Here is a 16,060-nt window from a genome sequence, read left to right on the forward strand (position 1 = left end):
ATATATCATTGTTAATTCAATATCTAGTTTTTCCACAATATGATTGTTACTTATATTTAATTAAGGTAATCGTCATGGTTTTTAAGGAAATATATCTCCACCTTCTTTTTCTATTGTTTGCAGTAGTAAATGTTCGCGTTTTAAACCTAACTTGAGCGCCAATGCCGAGGCCACGTAAATAGAGCTAATGGTACCAAAAAATATTCCAATCAGCAATGTCATTGAAAAGTTATGCAACATTGAACCACCGAAAATATATAATATGAGCACCACAATTAATGTGGTTACTGAGGTAATGATAGTACGGTTTAAAATTTGTGTTAGTGATAGATTGAATATTTCATAAGTGTTTAAATGCTGGCTAATAATGTTTCGAAAATTCTCACGAATGCGATCTGAAACAACAATGCTATCATTTAATGAATAACCTATGGCAGAGATGAGCGAAGCGATAATAGTCATATCGATTTCAATATGAAATAATGAAAGCACACCAAGTATAATTACTATGTCATGTGCAAGTGATATTACTGTTCCTGTTGCAAGCCTCCACTCGAAACGTAAAGTAACATATATTAAAATACAGATTAAGGCCACTAGTATCGCTATACTACCAAACTGAGCTGATTCCGTACTAACGCTTGGACCTATGCTTGCAATCCTCTTTATGATAGCTTTTTGATTTGTTACCTGGCGAATAATACTGAGTATTTGATCACTGATTTCTTGATTAAATTTGGTTTTGACAGGGGGGATATGTATCATGAGATTATGGTGACTACCATAATGTTGAATTAATGGATCAATGATACTGACATGTGCTAATGCATTGCGTATTTGATCTAAATCAACAGATTTTTCGAAGTTGACTTCAACAATCGTACCACCGGTAAAGTCAATGCCTAGCTGAAATCCTCGCATATTCATAATGATAATAGAAGTGACAAGCAAAACGCCTGATAAGCCAAATGCTACATTAGCCCAACGCATAAAATCATAAACTTTATTGTCAAATTGCAATAATCTAACACTATTTCTTTGGCGATGATCCACAAACTATCTCCTAAATAGATAGTTTTTTGATATATTTACCGCCATAAAGTAAATTAACAATAGCACGAGTACCTGTTATTGCAGTAAACATAGAGGTAACTACTCCGATGATTGTAGTAATAGCAAAGCCTTTAATGGAGCCAGCGCCTACTGTATATAAAATTATAGCAGTAATTAGGGTCGTAATATTGGCATCGACTATACTAGATAAAGCTCCACGATAACCTTCATGAATGGCTTGCTGTACTGTCCGACCGTGTCGCAGTTCTTCTTTGATACGTTCATTAATTAGAACATTGGCATCTACGGCAATTGCTAACGTTAATACAATACCAGCAATCCCTGGCATGGTCAGCGTTATGCCAGGTAATATGGACATTGTTCCTATAATCATAATTAAATTAGAAAGAAGCGCTGTAATAGCAATTAAACCAAATTTATGGTACCATATTATCATGAAGATTATGGATACTATCAATCCAAATCCACAGGCTCGTACTCCTTGAGTAATGTTTTGTAATCCAAGCGTTGGACCAATTATACATTCTTCTATAATTTGAATTGGCGCCATTAATGTTCCTGCTCTCATCAAAATAGATAATTGACGTGCTTCGCTAGGATTAGAAAAGCCAATGATACGGAATTTATCACTAAATTGTGATTGAATTGTAGCAATATTAATAATTTCTTCATATTTAGTCAATATGGATCGCCCATTAGTGTCTTTCATGCCATGATTCTGATATTCGACGAACAAAGTTGCCATTAGCTTTCCTATGTTATCTTTAGTGATCTTGGACATAATATTACCACCAATGTTATCTAAAGAAATATTTACTTGAGGTTGATTAAATTCATCAAAGATACAAGTTGCATTTACAATATGATCACCGGTCATAATCAATTTTTTATGTAACATAATTGAGTCGCCATTACGGGTCATTTTTTCGTCTAAATTGTTTGGTATATGATTTTTATGATCATTATTTTTTTTTAGTAAACTATTATCATGAACCAATCGGAATTCTAGTGTGGCTGTCGCACCTAAAATATCTTTAGCTTGTGCCATATCTTGTATGCCTGGAAGTTCAACTATAATGCGATCTGTACCTTGTCGCTGAACAAGTGATTCAGTAATCCCTAAATGGTTGATACGATTTCGAAGAATAGAAATATTTTTCTTTAACGTATTTTCTCGAGCTGCACGTAAATAATCGTCTGTTAATGCGATACAGAAACTCTGATCATCTAAGCTCTTAATAATGAAGTTCCAATTCTTAGACGATTCAATCCGGGAAATCGCTTGATCACGAATAGCAGTATTACGAAAAAAAATTTCGCTACTGTAATTGTCTTTTTGATTTATTTTTTCATAAAAAATATTATTTGATGATAAATCACGACATAGGGTATATAGAATATCTTCCTGTAATTTGATCAATGCAGTGTTGATATCAACTTCTATTAAAAAATGTACTCCACCGCGTAAATCTAGTCCTAATTTCATAGGCTTTGCGCCTATTAATTTCAACCATGATGGCATAGCTGGAGCTAAATTTAATGCTACAATATAATTTTTATTAAGTGTATTTGATAAGATTTCACTGGCATAGAGTTGCATATCAAAATTAGAAAATAGAGCAAGAATGGAACTATTTTCCAGCACAATAGATTTGCTGGTAATATTGTGTTGATTTAGAATATTTTTGACTTGAATTAATGTTGATTCATTGACTTCACTACCTCGTGTACCGCTTATTTGTACCGCTGGATCTTCTCCGTATAAGTTTGGCAATGAGTATAATATACCGATACATAATGCCAATATTAGCATTATGTATTTCCACAAAGGATAATGATTTAACACAGTGGTTAACTTTTTTGATAAACTGAGATAATTATAGCGCTTTCATCGTACCTTTTGGTAAAAGAGCGGCCACAAAAGTTCGCTTAATAACAACTTCATTAGTATCATTAAGTGCAATAGAGATATAATTGGTATCCGAGATTTTTATGACTCGTCCCACGAATCCACTGGTGGTAAGTACTTCATCTCCTTTTGTAAGAGATCGGATGAGTTCTTTATGCATTTGAGTGCGTTTTTTTTGTGGCCGTAAGATCATAAAATAAAATATTAAACCAAAGATTAAAAAAATAACCATTAAAGAATATGGACTTCCTTGCGAAGAAGTCTCAGTTGTAGCAAAAGCATCGAAAATAAAAAAATTCATTTAAATTTCCTTATATGTTTTTGTATTTAGAAAATACAGCCTTGTATTTAAAGCTTATCTAATAGTTAAATTTATTTAAATAATTTAAGTAATTCTTAATTGGTAGTAATGTATAGATTAAATTTAATCCTAATAATAACCTTAAGATAGAACATAGACCATATATCAAATGGATATTAAATATGTTAGTGTTACAATTAAACAAATGAAAACGCATATATGGACTCTAAATTAAAATAGATATAGCAATTGATGCTCATATTATTAGTATATTTTAATGGTTATTATCTAGTACATAGTCTAAAGTATATTATAAAATAATGCTGTTGTATTTCTATTATTTTAAGATCAGCACAAAAATGTAATATACTTAATATATACGTTACATATTTTATAATATATCAACAACAATCGTTTGATTTTTTAATGTATATGTATGTTATAGAACTATGAGAAAATCTCATTATTCTTATCTTTAATAACATATATTGCATATGGAAATGCTAAACTATTGAATATTAATATATAATTGAATATAACTCCAAAATGGGATATTTTTATTTATTTTTCCGATGCAAGGATGAATAAATTAAATCTAATAATATTATTTGTATTATAACTACGGCATAGAAATAGGCAATAGATTCGGTTAACAATAAATGAATTATAAATATCACACATTAATCTTAAATTCATTGTAGTATATGTGATGTGTTATATTGCTTGAAATATATTAAGATAGATATTCATTGTTTGAATTTTGGAACATTGGATCCTTAAAATATTTTAAGTTAATGTAAATATATCTAATACAATAAAAATATAGAGAAATAATTCAAGTTATTTGTAGTCATAAAATAATAAAAACTTTATCCTGTAACCTTATTAAAATATATTATTCCTACGTCGTTTCTAAATCATTAATATAACAATTTTTTCAAAAAAATTTTTACTGTTTTGCATATCTAGTATATTATATGCAATATAAACTTATTTTTTAAATTTAACATTGCAATGTTTATTTTGATAAATATACTATTTTTTGAAAAATAAGCAATTAAATTGCATCTTTATTGACGTGATTATAACATTTTTAATAAAACCCAATGCAACTATATTGATTTATTTTAAATATTGATTTTGTAGTACATCACATTTTGTGATAGAAAATTTATTTTGCTTATCTTAGTTATTAATAAATTTATTTTGTAACTCAACATATTTGATATTTTTTAAAAAACTCAAATATAATAATTATTATTTCTATCTTTATGCATTATATATGCTAAACTATTTTAGTGTTACATATATAATATTTAAAAATGTACCATTATTAAAATTATTTAACTTTTTATGTTATTTATATAGATAAAAACTATTGTTTTAAAAGCTGTGATATCATTGAGTTAATCAGAAATGAGAACTGATATTAAAATGTGTGTATGTATAAATTTTCCTATACAATAAGATATAAGAGTCTTGTTCTATTTAATTTTAAATAAATACATTTTTATTGAAAATAAGTCTTTCATTCGAACATTAATGCCGATTTTATATTTTATATCGCTGTTTTTATATCCATATTTTATCTATCATAGTATAAATATGTATACTAATCAATAATTATTGACGTTAATTATTAACGATTAAGTTGAAGCTAACACTAATATGATGACATATCATAGTAATTTTTAATAAAATTTATTTACAGAAGATTTATATATTTTCTAAGCAATATATCATTAAACTGTATATGATTTTATAAAAAAATTGTTATCACTTGTATAAGTAAGCTAATCTAGCTCTAAATTTAGAGTTAAATATATCAAGATAGTAGTCTTTACTATTTAAATTAAATCTTGTAAACATAGTACAATCATTCTACTATTTTCTGTAAGTAAGTTTTACTGTAATGATAAAGTCATGCATCGCATTAATCTTATTTTTTAAATTATATTAATTTTAAATAAAAAATAAATATTTTGATGATAGTCATATTTTCGATAAAAAACCATTTTTTTCAAACTTTAATCTAAATAATAAGCCTTTCGATATAGAAATGATATTGTTATAATATTAGATTAGTGTCTAATGACAGACAACCATATCTCTATAGAATGCACACCATTTTAATAATAAACTGACATGTTCAATAGTGCACTGATATATTGAAAAATAAAATTTAAATTATGTAATTCTGCACATGGGTAAAATTGAAGTCCATTAGAAAATGCTTTATTTACAATAATATATACTATATAATGAATAGTATAGCATAATGATATAAATTAATGGTTAAATGAGAAAATACCTAACTTTAGGTATTTTAAAAAGATCATCTGCTAATCCAATTAAAAATCGGAATTCTTAATTTATTATATTCACTATGTTGGTACATACCTCAATGCATTATTGAAGTTTAGAATCAATATGTAATTATTATTTATCAAAAATAAATATATTCATGTAATCTGCTTAAATAGATATCAAACGATACTAAAAGAACAACATTTTATACGTTCAGGATGTTTATCCTAATAAAAAGAATTTTGAGTTTTCTTAATTGTAGGGTTGGAAAAATATTTATTTTATTGTCAGTGACAGATTAAGTATCCTATTAAAATTTACTAATAATTTTATTATTAGTAAATCAAATACCTGTAATTTCCAATCTATCTAAATAATGATAAAATCATTATGCAATTAAATATACCAACTTTGTTGACTCTATTTCGCATCATTATTATGCCATGTTTTATTTATACCTATTATTTACCGTTTAAGTGGGCCCCTATTATCTGTACATTAATTTTTATTTTGGCAGCTCTCACGGATTGGTTTGACGGTCTTCTTGCACGCCGATGGCGACAAACTACGCGGTTTGGTGCTTTTCTGGATCCTGTTGCAGATAAAGTCATGATTACCATAGCTTTAGTTCTAGTAACTGAATATTTTCATTCTTGGTGGATTACGCTACCTGTTGTTAGTATAATTGTTCGTGAAATCATTATTTCTGCACTTCGGGAATGGATGGCAAAAATAAGAAAGCATAACAAAGTTGCAGTTACTTGGATTAGTAAAACCAAAACAACATTTCAAATGTTTGCAGTAGTAACGCTATTATGGCGACCAGATGACATGGTAGCAGGAATTGGGATCGCTGCATTATATATTGCAGCGGTTCTGACATTTTGGTCAATGTTACAATATTTTTATGTCTCTAGGCATGATTTATTTAAAAATTAACAATATAATGTTGTACTTAAGTAAAAATTGTAGTTATTGGCATTCAATATATATTGACTTCATTAATTAAATTGGTAGAATATGGAAAACGAAAATGTATATCATTATCAATGAACAATGTTAGATTGATTTTATATTTTATGCGGAAATAGCTCAGTGGTAGAGTACAACCTTGCCAAGGTTGGGGTCGCGAGTTCGAACCTCGTTTTCCGCTCAAGTTCATTGTATGTAAAACTAATGAAATTATGTGTGATGTATTAATAAATATTAAGTATACTTCAATGTTGCTGACATTTTATATTTTTCTTGTAAAGTTTAATATTTATATAGAATTTTAGATTAGTTTAATTTGATATATTTTATAGAACTCATTATATTAACTGTAATTTTATAAAATCACAACACAATTAGAAAAGAAAGCTCTTTGACACAGTACAGTTCAGCACCATGTTATGGCTGATATTATTCTTTATTTTTGTTGAAAATTTTGTATTATTAAAAACTAAAAAAGTAATAAACACTAATTATTATACTGATTTTTCTAAATAAATTAAATGAGCATATCCAATATAAAAAAATCGAATAACCAATAGTGAATTAAGCTAAATTCAGCAGCTTTTATCTAAAAATTAAGATTTTATCTATTATATTAATAATTTTTAAATAAAAATAGTAATTAATTCAAATATCAATGCTATTTACCATTAACAGTAAAAACTTAATAGAATTAAGTTTAATGTCTAAAATAAAATATTTTTATTGTTATAAATTTTGAATAATAAAACGTCATGATGACATCATGATTTTTTCTTAAAAATTATTATTTTGATGATATGTATATACGTATAGGAGTCTGTAATTAATTACAATTTATTTTAACATTCATAGTTAACGTTATTTTTAGTAAAATCTCACGGAGATTAAATTAGGCAATCTAGATAGATAGTAAACTATTTTTCTTTACTATAGGTTGATTTTTTATTTTCTATCACTTGACTATGACACATATCATTGATAGCATGTTACATTTAAAATATAAATGAATTGCCTATCAGTAGGCTTATATCAAATTTCTATTTTTATAGTAAAATTTTACTGCAAGTATCTTATTATACTTATATTTTTGGATAAACTAAATTTAGTTCTTAATACAATATTTATTCCTATTCTATTACATTATTGCATGGTTATTATATAATTTATTTGATATTTAAAAAGTATTAGTAAATTACAAGCAGCGCATAATATTACATTAGTTTTTACTATTAAATATACATAGATTTATGTCATGAAGATGAAGAATTGAATATATGGATTAATTTATTGATGACTACTTCAGTTTTTTAAAACGTTAGAAAAAAGGGAATTACATAATATTTTGATTATAGTAGATAATACATAAAAAAGAGAGAAAAGATATTATTTAGTTTTTATTTAAACTATAATAAAACTATGCTATATTAGCATGGAGGAGTGGTCGAGTGGTTAAAGGCATCGGTCTTGAAAACCGAAGAAGGGCAACCTTCCGTGAGTTCGAATCTCACCTCCTCCTTATAACATTAGACTTATATATGTATAAGTATTTGTTATATTTTTTAATAAAAATATTAATTTTTTTAATTCTAAATTTGTATTTCTTTTATGCCTTATGATCTTTTTCAAAATAATATAGTTTAAAAAACTATGCATTATATATAAATATATTCACACTGAATATGGGAAAAATCTCGTATTTTACGATTTATTTAATTTTATTTCACAGGATACATTTTATGTAATTATTAAAAACCGTGCAGCAATCGCTTAAAAATAATAGCTATAAAAGTTTTTATTTTTACATGAAGAGTTAACTCATAAATTTATTATTTTATGATGTTTATTGTATATTTCAATATTTTTTAAAAAAAACCAATCTGGTATAAGTTTTCATTATATAGATTTTAATGGAATTATTTTTGTTTAATTTTTTTAAATTTTTAAAACTTTTCCATGTTAAGTTAAACATGATAAAGTATTATTAAATCAACATATTATAAAATATATAATGGCATACTGCTAATAATATGCGTCAATTTCAATAGTATTGATACTGTCTATACATAATAAAAACTTATATTTTCATAAAAAAACGAAACCATATAGCTGGTATAGCTACTTTAGATAAAGTATTAATATAGTTTTCTATAATTTAAAAGATTACATAGAAAATGCTATTTTTATAGCACCATACTTGCTTGTCAAGTGTAGTATAAATACAAAATTGTTTGTTATGTACAAACTAACAAACTAAGTATAATCTACTAATTAGATTATATTTATTCGGCTAATATATTTGACTAACATCGAATATACAAACAAAATTATATATTATAATATTTTTATATTACCAGTATATTACCAGATTAAAATAATGACTATTTATATGGTATATGTAAATAATTATAGATAATTAAATTTAGATCAGATACACCTATTTCTTTTTATCGATATTTAGATAAAATAGTACATCTACATACATACTGTACATATTTGGCATGTGTGATCCGCATAATGTTTTAAAATTACCATGAACTGGGTAGTATAACGTGCATTTGTAACACAGTACCATTCTATATTGTTAAGAGGAATTTTTTAATAAAAAATTATATTTGTAAATATAATATTACTTCCAGAAGTTATCAAATACTGTCGTTGGGACATGACGTTTATGCTCAGAACGAATGTAGCAATTTTCAATAATGCGTGCTGCATTAGCATCTATAGGCTTCCCCTCTAGATAGTCATCTACTACGTTATAAGTGACGCCTAATGCTATTTCATCTGACAGCATGGGTTTATTGTCTTCTAAATCAGCAGTTGGTGTTTTAAGATAAAGATGTTCGGGGCAATCTAAATATTTTAATATGGAACGCCCTTGACGTTTATTCAGTCTGAACAAAGGATTAATATCAGTACTACCATCGCCATATTTAGTAAAATATCCAGTTATTTCTTCTGCCGAGTGCTTACTGCCTACTACTAATCCCAAGGTCATTCCGGCAATACTATACAGTATATTCATACGTTCCCGTGCCTTTATATTACCTTTAATATAATCAGTTATAGAAATACCAGCGTGACGTAAAGCAAGCTCACTAGCTTGTACTGCACTTTTGATATTAACTGTTATTACATCATCAGCTTGGATAAATGCGATAGCATCTTGACAGTCTATCTCATCGTGTTGATGACCATATGGTAATCGAATGGCAATAAATTGGTAATCGGTAATTTCGGTTTCATAACGTAGTTCTTTGATAGCTTGTTGGCAAATTTTTCCCGTCAACGTGGAATCTTGTCCCCCACTAATACCTAGAATTAGTGTACGTAATGAATTAAATTTATTTAAATAGTCTTTAATAAAATTTACGCTAATACGAAACTCCGTTGCTGGATCAATAGATGGTTTGACACCTAGTATTGCTATAATCTCGTGTTGTTTTACCATTTTCATCTTCATCTCCTAATACAGGAAGCTATGGTTATTATATATATAATGCTAATAATATTAATATGTAATCATATAATATATTAATGGTACATAAATAATTACGATAATAGACTATTAATTTATCTTTTAAATTAAATAACTATTCTTTAATGTTTTGTAATGACAGTTATTTGATTTGATTTATTGATAACTCACTATATTGGACTAATTCTATATATGCTATCATGAATGACTTATCTTAGTCATAACATATTGATGTTAATACTGTAAATCAACTTTTTAAAAATAGGGTATATGTTTGGTACATGTTATAATATTAATAATGTTAGGATCGATAACGCAATTAATGTCATTAGAAATTTATCGAATTATCTTTTTAATTTTATATAATATAGATAGGATTCGCGTTCTATTTATCACCTTTTCTTTAAACCATCCTTTATATTAGTAAATCAATTTTAATATTTCATTTATACACATCTATTCCTAATAAATACTCCTTTGTTACAAGAAGTGTCTTTACATGTCATCTTAACTGATTGATAACAAAATACAATATTTTACTAAAATCTTATAATTTATTAATATTATTGAATGTTTTAATCATAGCAAACTATTAAAATAACTGATTAGGTCGATTTGTTTTAATAAAAAAACGAATCAAATTCACATATTAAACACATACTATCCTGTCATTCGAAATGAGAGTGTCTATAGCACTAAGAGATTACATGTTAAAATATAAAAATTATAATGCTTTTAATACTACAGTACACACAATAATATTGTTAATTGATCTAAACATTAATATTGTTAATTGATCTAAACATTAAATTTATTTAAATTTGTCATCAGTAAATTACATAATGTCAAAAAAAAGGAGATTTAGCTTACTGAAAGTATCATACTTACGTCATAGTGAAACTAATTACTAGCATAGTAACTTACTGCGATTTGAATTTGTCAGTATTGCGCTGCTCTGGATATCGAAATATAAATCTAGACCTGAATTTAGTTATTTATAAAAATCTACGTATTGTGATTACATATTTTTTATCAAAACACATTTCAAAAAGTTTTATTAAAAATCAATAAATTATTAATTATACCAACAATAAGTTATTGACATTATCATGCTTAGCATATGTTTTAAGGAAAAGATAATCGTGATTGGAGATATCATTCGTGTAATATCAAATAATTTAAAATTAAACATTGGAAGATATTTCTACATGCCTCATAGGCTTATTAAGTATTTACTTACTAAATAATTAGACATTAATTCATTAAATAATAAAATTATGGAATTTCACAATCTTATTTTTTAATAACCTCGTATCTAACTAATAAAAAATTAAAATTATCATGTAAATTCATAATTAATATTATATTAATTGATAGCATATTTATTACAAATACAATTGTTTATTTAAAATGGTTTTAGTTTTTTTACTATCAGTCATTTAATTCTTCTAATCTATTAGATTGTCCACAAGTTACTAAAAATCAATTACATTGGCTAGCATAGTTTCAAATGTAAATAAGTTTAGTATCTGTTAATCAGATGGTTATATTATTCGTTATTCTATAGCATATCTTTTCGTGTAGACAAGTATCTGTAGATATTTTCAGTCGTCAAGATTATATTGATTGCCTTTTTAAATATTATTATAATAGTTTATGAGTTCATATTTTCAATAAAATTGTCTTATTGTTAATAACAATATTGTAATTTTTATTTTTTCGTATAAAAATAATATTTAAAACTTTAATGGTACTATTTGTGCTTAAAATTGATTTTAGTTTTAATTATCTGTGATAATAGATAATATATAATGAAGAAAATTTATCTAATTATCGTGCCATTGACATAGTCAGTATATATAATATTATAAGTTTAATGATAAATAACTCTTAACGCAGTATTTATATACTATTTAATCAAAATTAAAAGTATATTTTCGTTACAAGATCAAAAAATTATGTTTTTTAAAACATATAACATAATCGATCATTACTTATTTTTATATATGATCATTCTATATGTATTAGATTTAAATAAATGAAATATTGGTCTATGTGACTTTAGGTTAAGATAATAGAAAATAAAATTACAATTTTATAATGTACCCTTTATATTGTCTCATTAAAATAGTTTGTATGAACCTATAAATTCTACAATGATAAAGTGCGTTTTAATTTTTGAAAGTTCATATTGAAAAATGTTATAAAATATTTTTATTATTATATTTAACTATTTTCTTATATTGAAGATAATATCTTCTAATACAGTTATTATTTTATTTAAATTTTTTTCTAAACTTCGTTTTATTAAAACAATTTACAATTATTTTATATTAGATTAAATGTTCATTTATTCTATAGTACAATACAGTTTACCGACTAATGTTAATCTTTTTATATTAGACTTTTACTCAGGTTATTTGTTTAGCCATCAAGTATCGATATATATGATATAATATGTATTGTAGTTGTCGATTTTCTAATTGTATAATTGGCTTATTAAAGTTTAAATTAATAGAGTGAATGTCTAATTTTAAAAAATTAATTGAAGAAAATAATTATTTTATTAAAAAATTCTTAAATACACTAATTTATTTATATTTTTAAATGGAGTTGTATACTGTTTATATCAACAAAATGAAATTAATTCAAAACCATTAAAAATAATAGTTTTCTATAGTTTATCTGTTGCTAAAAATATTTATTATATAGGACATGATAATGTGAAAGTGGTTTTATACTTGGATATTAATCCAATTACAATTGGATATTACGTATCATCGTCATTTTAAAAATCAAAAGAATATAATTTATTATTGTGATTAAGATCTAAAATCTTATATATTTCACATATATTTTATTATTTCATAATAAGCAATTACATTTTCTAATAAAAAATTAATATTTCAATATTCATACATAAGTGTGATCCATGGTATGGATCATACTAAAAAATGAAAAATACAAAGTATTGAGTTCTATTTATCCTATATAGAAGATCGTAAATACCATGTTACAAGTAATTTTAATAATTAGAGTTTATTAGGTTAAATATTTAAAATATTTACATTCAACTAAATAATCTATTTTCCAGAACTGCTATTTTTAATAATAGTATTGATTGGAATATTAGTACTAAGGTATATGCCAGTATTCTCTTTGGTATATATTAAACATTAGACAAACTAATATGTATATGTAATCGAACATATTAATCTTACTTTCAACGAAAATTAATCTAATATTCTTTTACTACTAATTTTATGTACATTGTTCACTGATTGCATAATCAGTTCTGTATTTTTATGTATGCAACATAAATTTTAGATACAATATCATTGTTTTTAACAATCGACATTATTCAGATAAACATTATGTAGATAAAAATTATATAAACCCCTTAGTTCAATCATTGATAGCTAGAGATACTGTTATTGGAAAAAACTTATGTTAACTTTAACCAAAAAACTTAAGACACAAACAGTTGATAAACAAATTAGTATTACATATCGAGGATTACATTTGATTGGCAATCGGAAAGATATTTTATTAGAACAACTGGAATTTCAGGGAATATATCTTCCGTATGCATGTCGTGCTGGATTTTGTGGTACTTGCAAAATAAAATTATTAGTTGGAAGAGTATTATTACTAACCAAAAATAATATTACAGAAGCATCCTGTATCTTATCCTGCAGCTGTATACCTGAAGATGATTTATATTTGGAATGATATATAAGCTATTGCTTCATAAATATCGATATTTAATATCATCCACATATTCTTATTTATATTTTTGAGTTAACAAGTCTAAATTATCATTTATAACAAATTTTATATTATTCAAACTTATATCATCGATATTCACTTATTAAGTAATATCTATTAATGTTTAGTATGCTACTAAAATAGTAATTTATTTCAAAAAGATTAATTATTCATATATAAGTAAAATATGTAAGTTACTATAATGTTATATTCTATAATAGAATAAATAAAATTACATTAGTTAAATAACTATAGAACATATACAATATGGAAATGCTAATCTTAATTACTTGCAATGTATTAATATCATATTTTCTTTAAATTTCTTTTTTAATTGTGCTAATTTAGTAATCTATAGAAATAGAATTATTTATCATTAAATACAAACAATGAGAAAATTCTTTATAGGATTGTTATTAAAAATAATGTTTAATATATTACCAAATTAGTTTCTAATTTGATAGAAATACAACTAAAGCCTTTTATTAAAAAGGAAAAATTTTGATTAAATCTGAATTCTCTAATTAAGTTATCTATAACTTTATATTTTACTTATTAGTACGAATGATAGGAATCATATTTAATCCTAGATGGATTGTGCTAGTCCTACATTAATATTTTTTAAATATATCATTTATAATTTTGAATGTTTCTGTAAAAAATACGTACTGAGCGCTTATTACATATATGATAATAGCTAATTAAAATTAATTGCTTTAGATATTTAAAAGAAATTATAGTGAATAAATGCACAAAGCTTTCTATAGGAAAAGAAAATATAGGTGTTTTACCATTCAATAAATCGGATGTACAACTTTTAAAATATTAAAATAACTGAATGTTATCTTTTTAGATAAATTCATTGAAAATGATAAATATATAACATCTATAAACTATAGCGAATTTTAAAAAATTTTTTTATTTACAGGCTAATTTATTTAATAAAAAATTATTATTAATATTTACTATACATTTAGTATGTTTAAAAAAGATTTTTTTAAACGAAAAAGCCATATGTATTCTAATATAATGTAAACATTAATTTTGATTATACGTAAACTAACAAAGTTTAATATCGCCTGAATAAAAAAATAAAAAAGTATAACAAATTATCCCAAGTAATTATCTTTTTATGTTTTAGGATTTCATGCAATACAGTATATTGAATACAACTCAGCTTTCATATAAAATTAACAATATTAAATTATATGTTTATTTTTATATTGCTAATGTTAATATTCAAACTTAAGTTAAGTTTATTTTAAGAATAAATGATATTTGATTAGATGGAATAAATAGCACATGACGATTTTAATTCAAAACTAGTAGTGAATTAACCTTTAATTAATTGATATTAAAGATAATTTAATTTTACTAAATAACGTATTCATACAAAAGTAAAAATTAGAATGTATTAATAGCATGACATTATATCAAACATTCCATTAATAAAATAGACCATAATCTTTTCAAAGATATTGATTCTAAAAAAACTTGAATCTTATTTATTGAGAAAAGAATAACTGTCTAACTCCGATTTTTATAAAAAAAAGATAAATCAAATAAGTAGTCGTATGCTGAAGTTTAATTTCTAAGGAAAACGAAAAAAATAAAATTAAAATGACAATGTAAGCATTATTTTATGTTGGAATAAAAGTAATATTATGTAAATAAATTACATAGTTATAGAATGATAATCACGGTGATAATAGGAACATGGTATATATAAAATATATTTATTTTTATGTGATTTAACATGTAAGAAACGACATGATGCGTTATCCTCAATTATATTATTCTCATGTTATTTTTCAACAAAATGAATATTTCATTCAAAATAGTTTTATTACAGAAATAATGAGATATACTGCATAATGAATAATCATGCTTAAAATAGATACTTACATATTGTTAATGTGATCTGTCTCATATAAGCAACTAAAGTTAACAGGCTTAATAATAATTATGTATTAAATTTAATGCCTATCTGATTAAAATCTAGTGATAAAAACTATATAATGATCAATTTAATAATATCTTTATCGTTTTACATTATTTTAATATAAGAGAAATAATTAATTTTAATATCAGTTTGTTTAATTCTAAACATATTTTTAATATAAAAACATTTAATTACTGTCTATGGTTTTTATTTGGAATAATATGTGCTGTTTCTAGTATATAATTTTTAGTCCTTACTTACGTTGAAATTACATTTCATGAGCATTCTCTTAGAGACGCTTAATGT

The 16,060-nt window shown here is 24.6% G+C and carries 6 protein-coding genes and 2 tRNA genes; 4 read left to right on the plus strand and 4 right to left on the minus strand.

The features are described from left to right. Positions 1 to 81: 81 nt before the first annotated feature. The 3 genes from secF to yajC all read right to left on the minus strand — a co-directional run bounded on the left by secF (position 82) and on the right by yajC (position 3,284). A complete protein-coding gene (gene secF, locus ACICP0_RS02040) occupies positions 82 to 990 on the minus strand; it encodes a protein translocase subunit SecF (protein WP_395480246.1) in 909 nt (302 codons plus the stop codon). A gap of 73 nt (positions 991 to 1,063) precedes the next feature. Then, positions 1,064 to 2,920 (minus strand): protein translocase subunit SecD, encoded by a 1,857-nt coding sequence (secD, locus tag ACICP0_RS02045; RefSeq protein ID WP_395479651.1) that lies wholly within the window; start codon positions 2,918 to 2,920, stop codon positions 1,064 to 1,066. 31 nt (positions 2,921 to 2,951) lie between these two features. Beyond that, the gene (gene yajC, locus ACICP0_RS02050; protein ID WP_395479652.1) at positions 2,952 to 3,284 is read right to left on the minus strand and encodes a preprotein translocase subunit YajC; all 333 of its coding nucleotides are present in this window, start codon (positions 3,282 to 3,284) and stop codon (positions 2,952 to 2,954) included. Between the two features lie 2,697 nt (positions 3,285 to 5,981). Here yajC and pgsA point away from each other — a divergent pair. From pgsA to ACICP0_RS02065, 3 genes are all read left to right on the plus strand, one after another. Next, positions 5,982 to 6,530, plus strand: coding sequence for a CDP-diacylglycerol--glycerol-3-phosphate 3-phosphatidyltransferase (pgsA, locus tag ACICP0_RS02055; protein WP_395479653.1), 549 nt, complete (start codon positions 5,982 to 5,984; stop codon positions 6,528 to 6,530). Positions 6,531 to 6,672: 142 nt separating this feature from the next. Continuing rightward, a tRNA-Gly gene (locus ACICP0_RS02060) sits at positions 6,673 to 6,744 on the plus strand. 1,253 nt (positions 6,745 to 7,997) lie between these two features. Next, positions 7,998 to 8,082, plus strand: a tRNA-Ser gene (locus tag ACICP0_RS02065). Between the two features lie 1,110 nt (positions 8,083 to 9,192). On the opposite strand, the gene nadE is transcribed toward ACICP0_RS02065, so the two are convergent. Next, complete coding sequence (gene nadE / locus ACICP0_RS02070) at positions 9,193 to 10,017, minus strand: ammonia-dependent NAD(+) synthetase (RefSeq protein ID WP_395479654.1); 825 nt, start codon at positions 10,015 to 10,017, stop codon at positions 9,193 to 9,195. 3,474 nt (positions 10,018 to 13,491) lie between these two features. Between nadE and ACICP0_RS02075 the strand changes: the two genes are divergently transcribed. Continuing rightward, positions 13,492 to 13,776 carry a 2Fe-2S iron-sulfur cluster-binding protein gene (locus ACICP0_RS02075; RefSeq protein WP_395479655.1) on the plus strand — a complete coding sequence of 95 codons (285 nt, stop codon included), beginning with the start codon at positions 13,492 to 13,494 and terminating at the stop codon, positions 13,774 to 13,776. The last annotated feature ends 2,284 nt before the right edge of the window (positions 13,777 to 16,060 follow it).

This window comes from Candidatus Curculioniphilus buchneri endosymbiont of Curculio glandium, assembly GCF_964275155.1.
GTDB classification, from domain to species: Bacteria; Pseudomonadota; Gammaproteobacteria; order Enterobacterales; family Enterobacteriaceae; genus Curculioniphilus; species Curculioniphilus buchneri.